Origin of the sequence: Palleronia sediminis, assembly GCF_004358695.1 — a bacterium.
GTDB lineage: Bacteria > Pseudomonadota > Alphaproteobacteria > Rhodobacterales > Rhodobacteraceae > Palleronia > Palleronia sediminis.
In genome coordinates this window covers 126,389-142,838 of record NZ_SNAA01000004.1, presented here as the reverse complement: position 1 = coordinate 142,838, position 16,450 = coordinate 126,389, and the positions used below count along the sequence as shown (strand labels likewise).

The window sequence follows — 16,450 nt, the reverse complement described above, 5'->3', positions numbered from 1 at the left end:
GGCCCTCAGGGCTTGAGGCGCGCCGCCACATTTGCGGCGATGCGCCGGACCAGATCCTCGGCCGCGGCGGGACTGCCCGCCTCGGCATAGATGCGGAACTCGGGCGCGTTGCCCGATGGCCTCAGGTGGACGATATCGCCCGAGGCCAGCGTGATCCGCAGACCGTCGGTCAGATCGACCGCACGTTCGACCCCACCCAGAAAATCGCGCCGTTCCGCGTCCGAGCCGATGAGCCGGGCGAGGAAGGGCTGCGATCTTTCGGCGGGCACGTCCTGCACCCTGTCCGACATGGTGAACCGTTGCGGCAGCGCCGCAACCGTCTCGGCCAGCGTCCGACCCGCGGCGCGGGCCGCGGCGAGCGGGGCCGCGATGGGCAGAAGGCAATCGCGCGTCATCAGCGGCGCGATCCGGCCCGCCGGACCCTCGGCGGCAAAGCCCAGCAGGAAACCGCCATTCGCCTCGTAGCCCGCGACGGCGCCGCCGCCCTCCATCCCGGCGATGACATGGGGCGAGCCGATGGCGGTGCGTTCGACCCGGTCGAACCCCATCGCCTCGACCGCCGTGTTCGACGACACCGGCGTGACCAGCCGCCGCGCCCCGATGGCGCGCGCGGTCAGCGGCCCGAGGATATCGCCCGGCACCACGCGGCCCAAGCCGTCGACGACCAGCGGCCGGTCGCCGTCGCCATCGGTCGAGACCAGCGCATCGAGCCCGTGACGGTCCACCCATGCCGCAAGCCGGTCGCGGGTCGCGGCGTCGACCGCCTCGGTATCGACGGGCACGAACCCGTCCGACCGGTCGAGCGCCACCACCTCGGCCCCCATCGCCTCGAGCGCCGCGCCGAGCAGGTCGCGCGCGACCGAGCTGTGCTGCCAGACCCCGAGACGCAGCCCGGCCAGCGCGGCCGGGCCAAAGCCGCGCGCCACCCGGTCCGCCCACGCGGCCCCGGCGCCCGGACGGTCCGAAACCCGGCCCGCCCGCCCCGCCGCCGCCCGGCCCAGCGCGGCCGTGATCGCGATCTCGTCGGGCTTGGCGATTTCGCCCGCGCGGTCGTAGAACTTGAGCCCGTTGCGGTCGGCGGGAATGTGGCTGCCGGTGATCATGATGGCGCCCCCGCCCGCGTCTTGCGCGGCAAGCGCCAGCGCGGGGGTCGGCACCTCGCCGCAGCGGATGACCTCGGCGCCCTCGCCCCGCGCGGCCGCGATGACCGCCGCCTCGATCCGGGGCGAGCTGGGACGCAGGTCGCGGCCCACGAGCACGCGGCCGCCGGTATCGCAGGCCGAGAGAAAGGCGCGGGTGTAGTCGGCCACCAGCGCATCCGTCAGCTCGGTGACAAGGCCGCGCAGGCCGCTCGTTCCGAATTTCGGTGCCATGCTCGCCCCCCTGCCGGTCGCCCTACCGCTCTAGACAGCGGGGGGCCGCGCGGCAAGTCAGGCGGTGCCCGCGGTGCCCGAGAGCAGGATCGGGTCGAACCCCAGCCCCTCGATGGCGCGCATCCACTTGCCCGCGTCGTCGCCGCCGAACACGACCTCGGGATCGGCGTCGGCCACGAGCCATCCGTTGCCCGCGATCTCGGACTCGATCTGGCCCGGCCCCCAGCCGGCATAGCCCAGCGCCACGATGGCCTGCCGCGGCCCCGCGCCGTCGCCCATCGAGCGCAGCACGTCGAGCGTGGCGGTCATGCCGAACCGCCCCTCGACATCGAGCGTGCCCTCGCCCGCCTCGTAATCGGGCGAATGCAGGACAAAGCCGCGCCGCCCCTCGACCGGGCCGCCGAAATGAACCCGCGTATCCGGCCCCTCGGCCATCGGGATATCGAGTTGTTCGAGCAGGTCGGACAGCGAGATCTCGGTCGCGGGCTTGTTGACGATCAGGCCCATCGCGCCGTCCTCGCCATGCGCGCAGAGAAAGATCACGGCGCGTTCGAATCGGGGATCGCCCATGCCGGGCATGGCGATCAGCAGTTTTCCGGTCAGGTCGGTGGGTTCGGTCATGCCGCTCAAGATGGCGCGACCGCGCCCGCGCACAAGGCCAATCGCACCCCCGGTCGCCGTCATGTGACTTTCCAAGTGCCGAACGGCACGGCACAACGGCGGTCATGTTCAGAACTGCCCTCCTCCTCGTCTGCCTCGCCCTGCCCGCCACCGCGCAAGAGGCCGATGTGCGCCTGTTGCCGGGATGGCGGATGGAGAACGGAAACCACATGGCCGCGCTCGAGATCCGGCTGGACCAGGGGTGGAAGACCTATTGGCGCGCGCCGGGCGAGGCGGGCATACCGCCCCGGCTCGACTGGCGCGGCTCGGACAATCTGGCCGCCGCGCAGATCCACTGGCCCGCGCCGATGGCGTTCCGGCAATCGGGGTTCACCACCATCGGCTACGAGGACGCGGTGATCCTGCCCATCGAGATCGCCCCGACCCGCGCCGGTGCGCCCATCGAGGTGGACCTGTCGATGGAGTTCGGGATCTGCGAGGAAATCTGCGTGCCGGTCACGGTCGAGCTGGACGGCAGCCTGCCGCCCGAGACGGTCCGCGCCGATGCACGGATCCGGGCGGCGCTGGCCCGGCGGCCGCTCGACCGGGCGGATGGCGGGGTGGGCCGGGTCGCCTGCGAGGTCACGCCCTCGGGGCGGGGCGGGCGCCTGACGGCCACGGTCGAGATGCCGCCCCAGGGCGGTGTCGAGGTCGCGGCCATCGAGGCGGGCGATCCGGGCCTGCGCGTGGGCCGCACGCAGACCGCGCGGCAGGGCGATACGCTGATCGCGACGGCCGAGATCCTGCCGCCGCGCGGCCAGCCGCTGGCGCTCGACCGCGGCGCGATCACGCTGACGGTGCTTGGGACCAACGGCGCGGTGCAGATCGACGGCTGCCGCTAGGCGCCCGCGTCACACCATGCGGATCACGCCCTTGTCGATGGACAGCATGTAGCCGCGCCGCGCAATGGTCTTGACCAGCAATTCGCTGACGAGCTGGTTGCCCAGCGCGTCGCGCAGCCGCTTGATCCGCGTGGCGCCCGATGCTTCGTCGCATTCCGAGGCCGACCGCCCCGAGACCATCGCCTCGATCTCGGCGCCCGACAGCACGTCGTCATCCATCCGGGCCTCGGCCAGCACGCTCAGCGTCTCGATCGCGGCCTCGGTCAGCTTGAGTTCGGTATTGTTGAGATAGACGGTCCGTTCGTCCCGGCTGATGAGTAGCGACGACACGCGGATGCCCGCCCGCTCGATCTCGCCCATGCGCCGGTTCAGCGCGACGATGGTCAACAGAAACGCCACCGTCGCCAGCAAGAGCGCCGCGGCCAGCACCAGCAGCACGAAGATGATGAGCCGGTAGCTTGTCAGAACCTCGGCAAAGGCGGTGCCCGACTGGGCGAGGATCTCGAGCAGGCGCACCTCGCCCGGATCGGTGAGCGAGGTGTTCTCGACAAAGATCCGCTCCACCCGCGCGTCGAAGGCGTTGGCGTCGGGCAGGCTGATGAAAAGCCCGACCGCCGCGGCAAAGAGGATCGCGACCACCGCAGCGAGCCCCAGGGTCACGATTCGCCCGACGCCGCGGCTCGTTTCAATAACGGAGGTAAAACGCACCGGCATCTTCCTTTCTGGTCTCGGCGCCGCGTCGGTCGAACTGCCCCTCGATGGCGAGCAGTTGCCAGCCATCGACGGCGATGCGCGCGGCCACGGCGCGCTCGGGCTGGTCGCACTCGGCCTCGGCCAGCCGCATCACGCCATAATGCAGGCGCAGCGGATCGTCGCGCTTGGCCTTGTAATCCACGAAACACGCAGCCTGCGCCATCGGCGCGACCAGCGCCAGCGCAACGGCCATCGTCGTCAATCTGCGTCGCATGATCGCTCCCTCATTTGGCTGACGCCATGGGGCCGTATTCCGGCGCGTCGTGCAATGACAAGGGGGATCGGGGCGCGATGTCATCGCATGACAGCGCCGCGACATTGCCTGTCGCGGGGGGTCCGGCCGATCTGGATGGCACGGCCCCGGACCTTTCACCGACAAGGCCGGGGCCCAGAACCGGGAGAAGGAGAGAGACGATGAAACGCACCATCACGGCCGCCGTGGCGGCATTGGCCCTCGTCACGGGATCGACGGCCGGGGCGGGCAACGTCTCGGGCGGGCTGAATGCCTATCCCTACCCCTACCCCCCTCCGCAGGCCTTTCCCGCGCAGCCCTATGCACCCGGTTTCGGCGGCGGGATCGGGGGGTTCGACTGGCAACAGATCCTGGCCATCGCCGCGCTTTTGGCGGCCGCGGGCTTTTCGCTGAGCGACCTGACCGGCGGCGGTGACGACGACGATGACGACGACAAGGACAAGGACAAGGACGGGTTTTCGAAACGGCTGCCGGTGAGCTGCCTGCACCGCGCCGAAGAGCGCCATGCGACGCGCACCGTGTTCGGGGCGCAGTGCCTCAGCCGCGAATACCGCCATGCCGACCGCCTGCCCGATCGCTGCCGGACCACGGCGCGGGTGTTCGGCAAGGATCGCCGCGCCTATGACGCGCGGTGCCTGCGCGACCGCGGATATCGCGTCGCGCGGCACTGACGCACGGAATGCCCGCGCGGGTGCCCGAGGGCCGGTTCGCACATCCGGGCCCGAGGGCATCGCGGCGGGACAGGGGCGGGGCCGGACTGAGGGGCCCCGCCCTGCCCTGGATCGCGGGCCTTGCCGCGCGGTCCGCGGGCGGGCATCACGGCGCCATGCCCGATTTCACCCACGAGCTTGCCGCGCGGCGCGGCGGATCCCGCATCGTCGCCGGCGTGGACGAGGTCGGGCGCGGGCCGCTGGCCGGGCCGGTGGTGGCCGCGGCGGTGGTGCTGGATGCGGGCGGCTGGCCAGAGGGGCTGGACGACAGCAAGGCCATGACCGCCGCGCGGCGCGACCGGATCGCGGCCGATCTGCGCGACTGCGCCCGCATCGGCATCGGCGCCGCCACCGTCGAAGAGATCGACCGGCTGAACATCCTCCAGGCGACGTTCCTCGCCATGCGGCGGGCCATCGAGGCGCTGCCGGTCCGGCCCGATCACCTGTTGATCGACGGCAACCGCCTGCCCCCGAATCTGCCCTGCGCCGCGCAGGCCATCGTCAAGGGAGACGCCCTGTCCCTGTCGATTTCGGCGGCCTCGATCATGGCGAAAACATGGCGGGATTTGGGCATGGTGGGATTGGCGCAACAGCATCCGTTTTACGGATGGGAGCGGAACATGGGCTACGGCACCCGCGAACATCTCGACGGGCTGAAAAGCCACGGCGTGACGCAACATCATCGCCGCTCCTTTCGCCCCGTCCACCAGATGTTGTTTCAAGAAAATTATGCACCACCGGGCGACAAATAGATTTTGACCCTCCGGGATGCGCTCAGCATCCTTGGCTCACGACCAAAAAACAACGCGGCCCGCCAAGAGGTCGCGACGAGGCAGTGAGCATGACAAGTACAAGAACGGGGGCGGCGTCGCTGCCCCTCAATCAGATCGTGTGCGGCGACAGTATCGAGGCGATGGCGGCCCTGCCCGCGGGTTCCGTCGACCTGGTGTTTGCCGATCCACCCTACAACCTCCAGCTCAAGGGCGAGCTGCATCGCCCCGACAATTCGCGGGTCGATGCGGTCGATGACGACTGGGACCGGTTCGCCAGTTTCGAGGCCTATGACCGGTTCACCCGCGCCTGGCTGGCCGAGGCCCGCCGGGTACTCAAGCCCGACGGTGCGCTGTGGGTGATCGGCAGCTATCACAACATCTTCCGGGTCGGCGCATCGCTGCAGGATCTCGGGTTCTGGATTCTCAATGACGTGATCTGGCGCAAGACGAACCCGATGCCGAACTTTCGCGGCAAGCGGCTGACCAATGCCCACGAGACGCTGATCTGGGCCGGCCGGTCCGAAAGCGCGCGCCCGACCTTCAATTACGACGCGCTCAAGCAGCTCAACGAGGGCGTGCAGATGCGTTCCGACTGGGTGCTGCCCATCTGCGCGGGCGGCGAGCGGCTCAAGGATGCGGCCGGAGACAAGGCCCATCCGACGCAAAAGCCGCAATCGCTGCTGCACCGGGTGCTGGTCGGGTCGACCAATGTCGGCGACGTGGTGCTCGACCCGTTCTTCGGCACCGGCACCACCGGCGCGGTGGCCAAGATGCTTGGCCGCGATTTCATCGGGATCGAGCGCGACCCGGCCTATGTCGAGATCGCCGAAAGGCGCCTGTCGCGGGTGCGCAAGCTGTCGAACGAGGCGCTCGAGGTCACGACCGGCAAGCGCGCCGAGCCGCGCGTGCCCTTCGGCCAGTTGGTCGAGCGCGGGATGCTGCGCCCCGGCGAGGTTCTGGTGAACGCGCGCGGCCAGCAAGCGCGCGTCCGCGTCGACGGCACCTTGGTGTCGGACAGCGTCAAGGGGTCGATCCATCAGGTCGGCGCCGCGCTGGACGGGGCGCCGTCCTGTAACGGCTGGACCTACTGGACCTATACCCGCGACGGCCAACAGGTGCCCATCGACGCCCTGCGCCAGCAGATCCGCGCCGAGATGCGCTGATCCCACGAGTTACCGCCTGTGCCGCGCCGCGATGGTCCCGAGGGGCCACCGCGCGGCACAACCTTGCCCCGCCATCCCCGGATGGCGGGGTTTTTTATCGCGGGATCGGCCTAGGTGAACAGCGACGCAACCCCGGAGGGCCGCCCGTGTTCGACGCATCCGAAGACCGTCACCCCAGCGCCGAGATCGTGGCGAAGGAGCGGCCCGAGCTTCTGATCTTTTCCGGGCTGGTGGGGCTGATCGGCTGTCTCATGCCGCTTGCCGCGCTGAGCTGGGCCGCGCTCGTCACCGATCACGACTTCATCGCCGACACGGTCAGCGATGCGGCGCGCGGCAACCGCAAGTGGATCATGGATGTGGGGTTCTATTTCCACGCGGCGGGGCTTCTGGGGCTCGCCATCGCGGCGGCCCATGCGCATCTGGGCCGCGCGGGCTGGTCTCTGGGCATCTTCGCGCTCGCGTTCCTGGCGCTGGTCGTCGTGCTTCTGGGGCTATGGGACGAGTTCGGGCGCACCTCCGAGAATCCGCAGGGCATGAGCGTGCATACCCGGCTCACCTTCCTGCTCGGGCCGCTTTTCGTGGCCGGGCCGCTGCTGATGGCCAAGGGCGCGGGCGGGGTGCGCCCCGCCTATGGCTGGGCCTTCGTGGCCGCGGCGGTGCTTTGGGCGGTGTTCGCGGTGGCGTTCAAGCTGTCGCCCGACGCCTATGACGGGCTCGTCGAAAAGATCGCGATCGCCGCGACGCTTTTGTGGACCGTGCCGCTGTCGATCATGATGATCGTGCGGGGTCGCGACAGGATGGGGTGAAGCGCCCCGGAAGGCCCGCCGCATGAACGCGGGCGCGGCCGGACCGGGGCGAGTCGGGGCGGCAATGACGCCGCCCGCGCAGGTCAGCCGTTGACGCTGTCCTTGAGGGCCTTGGCGATGGTCATCTTGACCACCTTGTCGGCGTCCTTCTTGATCTGCTCGCCCGTAGCGGGATTGCGCACCATCCGCTCGGGACGCTCGCGGCAATAGATCTTGCCGACACCGGGCAGGGTCACGGCGCCGCCTTGCGACACCTCTTCGGTGATGATCGCGGTGATCGCGTCCAGCGCCTCGCCGGCGCTTTTCTTGTCACTGTCCATACGCTCGGCCAGCGCGGCCACGAGCTGGGTCTTCGTCATCGGTTTGGTCGCCATCTGCGATGATCCTTTTTATCTGCGCCCTATGCGGCGGGAGACACCGTTTACGCCCTCGGTTCGGGCACGGTCCATGGCTTGGGATGAAATCGGCCATGAAACAAGGTGTTTTTATCCGAATCGGCGGATTTACGTTAGGTCGCCCTACAGGAACGCCGTTTCCTCGAAGCTGCGCAGCTTGCGGCTGTGGATGCGTTCGAGCGGCATTTCGCGGATCGCCTCCATCGCGCGCACCCCGATCAGCAGATGGCGCGAGACCTGGCTGCGGTAGAAGTCGCTCGCCATGCCGGGCAGCTTGAGCTCGCCGTGCAAGGGCTTGTCCGAGACGCATAAAAGCGTGCCGTAGGGCACCCTGAACCGGAACCCGTTGGCCGCGATCGTGGCGCTTTCCATGTCGAGCGCGACAGCCCGGCTCTGGCTCAGGCGCTGGACAGGGCCGGAATGGTCGCGCAACTCCCAGTTGCGGTTGTCGATGGTCGCGACGGTGCCGGTGCGCATGATCCGCTTGAGCTCGAATCCCTGAAGCTCGGTCACGTCGGCCACCGCGTTCTCGAGCGCGATCTGGATTTCGGCCAGGGCGGGAATCGGCACCCAGACGGGCAGATCGTCGTCGAGAACGTGATCCTCGCGCAGATAGGCATGGGCGAGCACGAAATCGCCCAGCCGCTGGGAATTGCGCAGGCCGGCGCAATGACCCACCATCAGCCAGGCATGGGGGCGCAGGACCGCGATGTGGTCGGTCGCGGTCTTGGCGTTCGAGGGGCCGATGCCGATATTGCACAGCGTGATCCCCTGCCCGTTCTTGCGCGTCAGGTGATAGCTGGGCATCTGGGGCATCTTGGCGGGCACGTCGAGCACGCCGTCGGCGGTCGTGATGACGCTGTTGCCCGGCCCCACGAAGCTGTCGTAGCCGCTGTCGGGATCGGCCAGCGCCGAGCGCGCATAGGCCTCGAACTCTTCCATGTAGAACTGGTAGTTCGTGAAAAGGACGTGGTTCTGGAAATGCACCGGGTCCGTGGCGGTGTAATGCGCGAGCCGGGCCAGCGAGTAGTCGATGCGCTGCGCGGTGAAGGGCGAGAGCGGCCGCGATCCGTCCTCGAAGACATAGCCGACCCCGTTGACGATATCGTCATGCGTCGTCTGAAGCACCGGCACGTCGAAATAGTCGCGCAGCGTGAAATCCATAGCACCGTCCTGCGGCACGGTCAGCCCGGTGCCGCCGCCGATGGCGAAGTGAACCGGGATCGGCGTTTGCGAGACATCGACGCGGATGGGCACGCCCGAGGTCTTGATGAGCAGGCCGAGCTGCTGCTCGAGATAGCTCGCGAACAGGTCGGGCCGGGTGATGGTGGTCGAATAGCGCCCCGGCTCGGTCACGTGGCCAAAGCTCAGTCGCGTGTCGACGGTGTGATAACTCGTCGTCGTCAGCCTGACCTCGGGATAGAAGGCACGATAGCGCATCTCGGGGCGGGCGCCGCCGACCGCGTCGGCAAGCCGCCGGGTCAGGAAATCCACCGAGATATCGTAGAATTCGCGCAGCCGGGCCACCGCCGCGGCCGGGTCGGTGAAGTTCTCGGCCTCGGGCAGCTCGGGGCTTTCGATGGGCAGGCTTTCGGTCATGTGGGGCCGTCCTTCAACATCCGGTCTTGGGCTTAGCCGCTGGAACCCTGCCCGACAAGGCGGGCGGCCCCGGCGCGCGGGGGCGCGCACGGGCGCGGCGGCCCCTCTTGCGCTTGGCCGCGGATGGCCTTTTCCTTGCCCTTCGACCGACGGGCATCGCGCCCGATTGCGAAAGGCATGCCGATGACGATCTGGTTCTCTCACCCTTCGGGCCGCGATCACGTCACCCCCGAGGGGCATCCCGAGCGGGTCGCGCGGCTCGATGCGGTCGAGCGAGGGCTTGCCCCGTTGGGGCTCGACCGGCGCGAGGCGCCCGATTGCAGCGATGAGGACATAGCCCTGTGCCACCCGGCGGAATACCTGCGCCGGATCGAGGCGCGCCTGCCCACGCAAGGCCACGCCGCGCTCGACGGGGACACGATCCTCGCGCCCGGATCGCTTGCCGCCGCGCGGCACGCGGTGGGCGGCACGATCGCCGCCATCGACGCGGTGCTGGGCGCCGAGGCGGGATCGGCCTTTGTCGGGTGCCGCCCGCCCGGCCACCACGCCGAGACCGAGACCGCGATGGGGTTCTGCCTGTTCGGCACCGCCGCCATCGGCGCGCGCCATGCGCTGCAACGCTGGTCCCTCGACCGGGTGGCGGTTGTCGATTTCGACGTGCATCACGGCAACGGCACGCAGGATCTGCTCTGGTCCGAGCGCAACGCGATGTTCGTCTCAACGCACCAGATGCCGCTGTTTCCCGGCACCGGCAACCCTCGTGAACGCGGCGCGCACGGGCAGATCCTGAACCTGCCGCTCGACCCCGGCACGGACGGGGGCGCGATGCGGCTGGTCTATGAGCGGCAGGTCCTGCCCGCGCTGAGGCGGTTCCAGCCGGGGCTGATCATCGTCTCGGCCGGGTTCGACGCCCACCGGCGCGACCCGCTTGCCAATCTCGACTGGGAGGCCGAGGATTTCGCCTGGATCACCGAACGGCTCTGCGACGTCGCGCACGAGTTCAGCGGCGGGCGGATCGTCTCGACTTTGGAGGGGGGATATGATCTGGACGCGCTCGAAATCTCGGTGGCCGCGCATGTCGGCATGTTGAAGGAACGTTGCCCGTGAACGACAAGACCCCGGATCGCGCCCCCGTCGACGCGATGAGCTTTGAGCAGGCCATGCGCGAGCTCGAGGACGTGGTGTCGCGGCTCGAGACCGGGGACGTGGCTCTCGAGGAATCGATTGCGCTTTACGAACGCGGCGCGGCCCTGCGCAAACGCTGCGCCGACGCGCTCAAGGCGGCCGAGGAAAAGGTCGCCGCGATCACGCTGGACGAGCGCGGCAATCCCAAGGGCACCGAGCCTCTCGACCCGTGAGCTTTCGATCCCGCCTCGGCGCCGCCCGCACCGCCATCGACGCCTGCCTGACGGACGCGGTACGCGGCGACATGCCCGTTCACCATGCGATGCGCCATGCCGTCACGGGCGGCAAGCGGCTGCGCGGATTCCTCGTCATCGAGGGCGCGCGCATCTGCGACGGGCCCGATGCCACCCATGCCGCGGCGGCGATCGAGGCGCTTCACGCCTATTCGCTGGTCCATGACGACCTGCCCGCGATGGATGACGACGACCTGCGCCGCGGCCAGCCGACCGTGCATGTGCGCTGGGACGAGGCGACGGCGATCCTTGCGGGCGACGCGCTTCAGACGCTGGCCTTCGAGCTCTTGGCGCGACCGAAGGCGCATCCCGACCCGGCCATCCGCGCGGCGCTGGTGCTGTCGCTGGCGCGCGCCGCGGGTCAGGAGGGAATGGTGATGGGACAGGCGCTCGACATCGCGGCCGAAAGTGCCGCGCACCCGCTCGGCCTGTCCGAGATCGAGGCTTTGCAGGCGGGCAAGACCGGCGCGCTGATCGAATGGTCGGGCCGCGCGGGCGCCGTTCTGGCCGGTGCCGATCCCGCGCCGCTCGGAGCCTATGCGCGCGCATTGGGGCTGGCCTTCCAGATCGCGGACGACGTGCTCGACGTCGAGGGCTCGGCGGAGGCGACCGGCAAGGCGGTGGGCAAGGATGCGGGCGCGGGCAAGGCGACGTTCGTTTCGCTACTGGGGCTCGACGGCGCCAAGAGCCGGGCCGCGACCCTCGTCGAAGAGGCCTGCGACGCCCTGTCGCCCTATGGCGCGCGGGCCGATGCCCTGCGCGATTGCGCGGCCTACGTGATCGCGCGACAAAGCTGAACCGCGGTGCCGACCGGTTTGCGCCGGGCGTTCCGATCCCCTACGATCAAGCAGCCCCAGACGAGGCCCGCCATGACTGACACGCCCCATACCCCTCTTCTCGATCGCATCAACAGCCCGGCCGACCTGCGCGAGCTGTCCGACCAGGACCTGCGCCGCGTCGCCGACGAGCTCCGCGCCGAAACCATCTCGGCCGTGAGCCAGACGGGCGGCCATCTCGGTGCCGGGCTGGGGGTGGTCGAACTGACCGTCGCGATCCACGCGGTGTTCGACACGCCGCGCGACCGGCTGATCTGGGACGTGAGCCACCAGTGCTACCCGCACAAGATCCTGACGGGGCGGCGCGACCGCATCCGCACCCTGCGCCAGAAGGACGGGCTGTCGGGATTCACCAAGCGGTCGGAATCGCCCTACGACCCGTTCGGCGCGGCGCATAGCTCGACCTCGATCTCGGCGGCGCTCGGCTTTTCCATGGCGCGCGAGCTGGGCGGTGCGCCCGACCCGTCGCTCGGCGACGGCATCGCGGTGATCGGCGACGGGGCGATGTCGGCGGGCATGGCCTACGAGGCGATGAACAACGCGGGCCATCTCGACCGGCGGCTGTTCGTCATCCTCAACGACAACGAGATGTCCATCGCGCCGCCGGTGGGCGCGATGTCGTCCTACCTGTCGCGCCTCTATGCGGGCGCGCCCTACCAGGAACTCAAGGCCGCGGCCAAGGGCGCGGTGTCGATGCTGCCCCCGCCCTTCCGCGAGGGCGCGCGGCGCGCGCATGAGCTGGTCAAGGGCATGACCATCGGCGGCACCCTGTTCGAAGAGCTGGGGTTCTCTTACGTCGGCCCCATCGACGGGCACGATCTGGACCAGTTGCTCCCCGTTCTGCGGACGGCGCGGGCGCGGGCCACGGGGCCGGTGCTGATCCATGCCATCACGAAAAAGGGCAAGGGGTTCCGCCCCGCCGAGGACGCTGCCGACAAGGGGCATGGCGTCTCGAAATTCAACGTCGTCACCGGCGAGCAGAAAAAGGCGCCGTCGAACGCGCCCTCTTACACCAAGGTGTTCGCGCAGACCCTCATGGACGAGGCGGCGCGCGACGACCGCATCGTGGCCGTCACCGCCGCCATGCCCGACGGCACGGGGCTCAACCTCTTTGCCGAGCGGTTCCCCAAGCGGTGTTTCGATGTGGGCATCGCCGAGCAGCATGGCGTCACCTTCTCGGCCGGGCTCGCTGGCGGCGGGATGAAGCCGTTCTGCGCGATCTATTCCACCTTCCTCCAGCGCGGCTATGACCAGGTGGTGCATGACGTCGCGATCCAGCGGCTTCCGGTGCGCTTTGCCATCGACCGCGCCGGGCTGGTGGGCGCCGACGGGGCGACCCATGCGGGCGCTTTCGACACCGCCTTTCTGTCGAACCTGCCGGGCTTCGTGGTGATGGCCGCCGCCGACGAGGCCGAGCTTCGCCACATGGTCGCGACCGCGGTGGCCCATGACGACGGCCCCATCGCGTTCCGTTTCCCGCGGGGCGAGGGCACCGGCGTCGACATGCCCGAACGCGGCGTGCCGCTCGAGATCGGGCGCGGCCGCATGATCCAGGAAGGGCGCGGCGTCGCGATCCTGAGTTTCGGCGCCCGGCTGAAAGAGGTCATGGATGCCAGCGAGGCGCTGCGCGCCCGCGGGATCACGCCCACGATCGCCGATGCGCGGTTCTCGAAACCGCTCGACCGCGAGTTGCTCCTGCGGCTCGCGCGCGAGCATGACGCGCTGATCACCATCGAAGAGGGCGCCATCGGCGGTTTCGGCAGCCATGTCGCGCAGCTCCTCGCCGAAGAAGGCGTGTTCGACACCGGGCTGCGGTTCCGGTCGATGGTGCTGCCCGATATCTTCATCGACCAGGCCAACCCGCGCGACATGTACGCCGTCGCCGGGCTGAACGCCGAGGATATCGAGGCTAAGGTGCTGTCGGTCCTCGGGATCGAGAGCATCGGCTCCAAGGGTCAGGGCGCCTCCTAGCCCAGGTAGATCTGGCCCGCGGGATAACGCACCCGCGGGCGAAGCTGGGTCGCGAGGTAGAAGCCCAGCACCAGCGGGCCGACGCGCCCGAGGAACATGATGACGCAGATCGCCGCCCGGCCCGACCAGTCGAGTTCCGAGGTCGCGCCCATCGACAGCCCCACCGTGCCGAAGGCCGAAACGACCTCGAACATCAGCACCAGGAAATCGCCGTCATTGCGCAGGGTCAGCACGAATGTCCCGGCAAAGACGATCAGCGCCGCCAGCGTGGTCAGCGCCATCACCTTCGTCACCTCGTTCGAGCCGAGCGACCGGCCGAAAATATGAGGCTCCTTCTCGCGGTTGAAGAAGGCCAGCGTGCCGAGGATCAGCACGATGGCGGTCGTCACCTTGATGCCCCCCGCGGTCGAGGCCGATCCGCCCCCGATCATCATCAGCCCCATGGTCAGCAGCGCGGTACTGTCGCCCATCTCGGAGGTGGCCACGGTGTTGAACCCCGCCGTGCGCGGCGTCACCGCCTGAAAAAACGCGGCCTGGATGCGGGCGCCCATCGAGTCGAGCCCGCCAAGCGTGCCGGGATTGGTCCATTCGAGCGCGGCGAACATGACCCAGCCCAATAGGATCAGAACGGCGGTTCCGGTCAGCATCAGCTTGGAATGCAGCGACAACGGCTGCCAGGACCGTTTCGACACCATGTCGGCCAGGACGACGAACCCGATGCCGCCCGTGATGAAGAGAAAGGGGATCGTGACCGTCACGATCAGCGTGTCAGCGTAATCCATCAGCCCGTTGGAAAACAGCGAGAACCCCGCGTTGTTGAAGGCCGATACCGCGTGGAACACCGCTTGCCACAGCCCCTCGGCCCAGCCGAATTGCGGCACGAAGATCACCGCGAGCAGGGCCGCCCCGCCAAGCTCGAACAACAGCGCGACACGCAGGATCACCCGGACCAGCGCCATAAGGTCGCTCATCGCGGTCTGATTCAGGTCGTCGCGCAGGATCATGCGCTGCGGCATTCCCACCGACAGCCCCAGCATGGCTGCCACCAGCGCGGCGAATGTCATCAGCCCCAGCCCGCCGGCCTGGATCAGCACGGCAAGCACACCCTGCCCGAAATAGGTGAATACGGTGCCCGGATCGACCACGATCAACCCCGTGACCGTCACCGCCGAGGTCGAGGTGAAGGCCGCGTCGCTCCAGCTTATGGGGACGCGGGTCGATATGGGCAGCTTGAGCAACACGGTGCCCGCGACGACCGCGCCGAAGTAGAACAGGGCCAGCAGCGCCGGGGGCGGAAAGCGGCCGAGACGGCGGAGCGAGATCATCCGATGCTCGAGGTGAAGGCGCGCAGATCGCCCCGCTTTCCAAGCACCAGAAGCATGTCGTTGCCCTCGAGCTCGACCGTCTCGTCGCCATAGGCGAGGAACTCGGTCCCGCGCATGATCCCGAGGCATCGCAGGTCGAACTTGGCCAGGTTCAGCGCCTCGGTGGATTTGCCGTTCAATTCGTCGGGGATGCGCAGGTTCACGACGTGATAGCTGTTGCCGAGGCTGACATAGTCGCGGATCAGCGGGTTGTGCAGCATCTGCGCGACCTGCTTGCCGACCCGTTCCTCGGGGTGGATGACCCGGTCGGCGCCCAGCCGGGTGAGGATGCGGTGATGGGTCTTGGACGACGCCTTGGCCCAGATCTTGTCCACGCCGACGAGGCGCAGGTTCATCGTGGCCAGAACGCTCGCCTCGAGGTCGTGGCCCAGCCCGACCACGCCCACGTCGCAATCGGCCGCGCCGATCTCGCGCAGGGCGTGTTCGTCGCGCGCATCGAGGATCAGCGCCTGGTCGAGCTGCTCGGCATGGTCGGAAATGATGCTCTCGTCGGTGTCGACGCCGATGACGTAATTGCCGAACCGCTTGAGGTCCTTGGCCACCGCCGCGCCGAAATTGCCGAGGCCGATCACGAGAAAGGTCATCTTGTCGCGCGGCATGGGGTTACTCCGTCAGGGCATCGAACACCTAGACCGCCCGCGCCCCTCGCCCAGAGCAGCGCGCGCTATCCGCCGCGGCGGACGATCTTGCCGTCGACGATGTGGATGCCGCATTCGACCTTGTCCTGCCCGGCCCAGCGCCCGGCCCGCGCATCCTCGCCCGGTGCCACGGCGCGGGTGCAGGGCGCGCAGCCGATCGACAGGTAGCCCTGCGCCTTGAGCGGATGGTCGGGCAGGTCATGACGGGTCATGTAGGCGGCGATGTCGTCGCGCGACCACTCGACCAGCGGATTGACCTTGAGCCAGCGATCCTGCGTCTCGAACAGCGCCAGCTCGGCACGGGTGGCGGCCTGGCTGCGCTTGCGCCCGGTAATCCAGCAATCGAGCGACCTGAGCGCCGAGAGCATGGGCAGCGTCTTGCGGACGTGACAGCACAGATCGGGGTTGCGCGCATGGAGCGTGCCGTCGGGATCCTCGGCCGCGAGCCGGACGGGGCGCGGGCGCACGATCTGGATGTTGCACAGGCCCAGCGTGTCGATCAGCCGGTCGCGATAGGCCACCGTCTCGGGAAAATGCTTGTCCGTGTCGAGAAAGATCACCGGCACATAGGGGTCGATCTCGGCCACCATGCGCAGCAGGACCGCGCTTTCGGTGCCGAAGGACGAAACAAGCCCGATGCGGCCCGGAAACTCGTCCCGAATGGCCGATTTCAGCACGTCCTCGGCCGTGCGCCCGGCATGGGCGGCCGAAAGGGAAGCGGCGCGGTCGCGCAGCGCGATCCGGGCGGAGGTCTCGAAAGGGGCGTTCGGCACAGGGCTCATGCGATCCGGTTACAGCAGATCGCGCAGCCTGCCCAGACCGCGGCGGACACGCGCCCCTGCAAGAGCGGCGAATAGGCGACGCTTTGCCCGCGG

At 68.9% G+C, this 16,450-nt stretch carries 18 protein-coding genes; 9 read left to right on the top strand and 9 right to left on the bottom strand.

Features of this window, described 5'->3' with window-relative positions; all coding sequences use genetic code 11:
* Positions 1-5: 5 nt before the first annotated feature.
* Both E2L08_RS05585 and E2L08_RS05580 read right to left on the bottom strand, forming a co-directional pair.
* Entirely contained in the window at positions 6-1,373 is a 1,368-nt protein-coding gene (locus tag E2L08_RS05585) for a phosphohexomutase domain-containing protein (RefSeq protein ID WP_133396073.1), read from the bottom strand.
* A gap of 57 nt (positions 1,374-1,430) precedes the next feature.
* Positions 1,431-1,994 carry a YqgE/AlgH family protein gene (locus E2L08_RS05580; RefSeq protein ID WP_133396072.1) on the bottom strand — a complete coding sequence of 188 codons (564 nt, stop codon included), beginning with the start codon at positions 1,992-1,994 and terminating at the stop codon, positions 1,431-1,433.
* A 104-nt stretch (positions 1,995-2,098) separates the two neighbouring features.
* Between E2L08_RS05580 and E2L08_RS05575 the strand changes: the two genes are divergently transcribed.
* Complete coding sequence (locus tag E2L08_RS05575; RefSeq protein WP_133396071.1) at positions 2,099-2,875, top strand: protein-disulfide reductase DsbD domain-containing protein; 777 nt, start codon at positions 2,099-2,101, stop codon at positions 2,873-2,875.
* 9 nt (positions 2,876-2,884) lie between these two features.
* On the opposite strand, the gene E2L08_RS05570 is transcribed toward E2L08_RS05575, so the two are convergent.
* Entirely contained in the window at positions 2,885-3,589 is a 705-nt protein-coding gene (locus tag E2L08_RS05570) for a winged helix-turn-helix domain-containing protein (RefSeq protein ID WP_133396070.1), read from the bottom strand.
* Positions 3,561-3,842 (bottom strand): hypothetical protein, encoded by a 282-nt coding sequence (locus E2L08_RS05565; RefSeq protein WP_133396069.1) that lies wholly within the window; start codon positions 3,840-3,842, stop codon positions 3,561-3,563. Before E2L08_RS05565 ends, E2L08_RS05570 begins: the two co-directional genes overlap by 29 nt.
* 200 nt (positions 3,843-4,042) lie before the next feature.
* Between E2L08_RS05565 and E2L08_RS05560 the strand changes: the two genes are divergently transcribed.
* From E2L08_RS05560 to E2L08_RS05545, 4 genes are all read left to right on the top strand, one after another.
* On the top strand, positions 4,043-4,552 hold the full coding sequence (locus tag E2L08_RS05560; RefSeq protein WP_133396068.1) for a hypothetical protein: 510 nt from the start codon (positions 4,043-4,045) through the stop codon (positions 4,550-4,552).
* 155 nt (positions 4,553-4,707) lie between these two features.
* Positions 4,708-5,343 (top strand): ribonuclease HII, encoded by a 636-nt coding sequence (gene rnhB, locus E2L08_RS05555; protein WP_133396067.1) that lies wholly within the window; start codon positions 4,708-4,710, stop codon positions 5,341-5,343.
* An 89-nt stretch (positions 5,344-5,432) separates the two neighbouring features.
* Positions 5,433-6,527 carry a site-specific DNA-methyltransferase gene (locus E2L08_RS05550; RefSeq protein ID WP_133396066.1) on the top strand — a complete coding sequence of 365 codons (1,095 nt, stop codon included), beginning with the start codon at positions 5,433-5,435 and terminating at the stop codon, positions 6,525-6,527.
* Between the two features lie 146 nt (positions 6,528-6,673).
* Positions 6,674-7,333 carry a DUF998 domain-containing protein gene (locus tag E2L08_RS05545; protein ID WP_133396065.1) on the top strand — a complete coding sequence of 220 codons (660 nt, stop codon included), beginning with the start codon at positions 6,674-6,676 and terminating at the stop codon, positions 7,331-7,333.
* A gap of 83 nt (positions 7,334-7,416) precedes the next feature.
* On the opposite strand, the gene E2L08_RS05540 is transcribed toward E2L08_RS05545, so the two are convergent.
* Positions 7,417-7,707 (bottom strand): HU family DNA-binding protein, encoded by a 291-nt coding sequence (locus tag E2L08_RS05540; RefSeq protein ID WP_133396064.1) that lies wholly within the window; start codon positions 7,705-7,707, stop codon positions 7,417-7,419.
* 144 nt (positions 7,708-7,851) lie between these two features.
* Complete coding sequence (locus tag E2L08_RS05535; protein WP_133396063.1) at positions 7,852-9,327, bottom strand: AMP nucleosidase; 1,476 nt, start codon at positions 9,325-9,327, stop codon at positions 7,852-7,854.
* A gap of 183 nt (positions 9,328-9,510) precedes the next feature.
* On the opposite strand from E2L08_RS05535, the gene E2L08_RS05530 reads away from it, so the two are divergent.
* From E2L08_RS05530 to dxs, 4 genes are all read left to right on the top strand, one after another.
* Positions 9,511-10,434, top strand: coding sequence for a histone deacetylase family protein (locus tag E2L08_RS05530; protein ID WP_133396151.1), 924 nt, complete (start codon positions 9,511-9,513; stop codon positions 10,432-10,434).
* A gap of 35 nt (positions 10,435-10,469) precedes the next feature.
* Positions 10,470-10,685, top strand: a complete 216-nt coding sequence (locus E2L08_RS05525; RefSeq protein WP_133396150.1) for an exodeoxyribonuclease VII small subunit — start codon at positions 10,470-10,472, stop codon at positions 10,683-10,685.
* The gene (locus E2L08_RS05520) at positions 10,682-11,542 is read left to right on the top strand and encodes a polyprenyl synthetase family protein (protein ID WP_370450628.1); all 861 of its coding nucleotides are present in this window, start codon (positions 10,682-10,684) and stop codon (positions 11,540-11,542) included. Before E2L08_RS05525 ends, E2L08_RS05520 begins: the two co-directional genes overlap by 4 nt.
* Before the next feature lie 72 nt (positions 11,543-11,614).
* Positions 11,615-13,552 (top strand): 1-deoxy-D-xylulose-5-phosphate synthase, encoded by a 1,938-nt coding sequence (gene dxs, locus E2L08_RS05515; RefSeq protein ID WP_133396062.1) that lies wholly within the window; start codon positions 11,615-11,617, stop codon positions 13,550-13,552.
* Here dxs and E2L08_RS05510 read toward each other — a convergent pair.
* The 3 genes from E2L08_RS05510 to E2L08_RS05500 form a co-directional block, all read right to left on the bottom strand.
* Positions 13,549-14,877, bottom strand: coding sequence for a TrkH family potassium uptake protein (locus E2L08_RS05510; protein WP_133396061.1), 1,329 nt, complete (start codon positions 14,875-14,877; stop codon positions 13,549-13,551). The two genes, dxs and E2L08_RS05510, sit on opposite strands and share 4 nt — an antisense overlap.
* Positions 14,874-15,536, bottom strand: a complete 663-nt coding sequence (locus tag E2L08_RS05505; RefSeq protein WP_133396060.1) for a potassium channel family protein — start codon at positions 15,534-15,536, stop codon at positions 14,874-14,876. The genes E2L08_RS05510 and E2L08_RS05505 overlap by 4 nt, the downstream gene beginning before the upstream one ends.
* A gap of 65 nt (positions 15,537-15,601) precedes the next feature.
* A complete protein-coding gene (locus E2L08_RS05500) occupies positions 15,602-16,357 on the bottom strand; it encodes a phosphoadenylyl-sulfate reductase (protein ID WP_133396059.1) in 756 nt (251 codons plus the stop codon).
* Between the last annotated feature and the right edge of the window lie 93 nt (positions 16,358-16,450).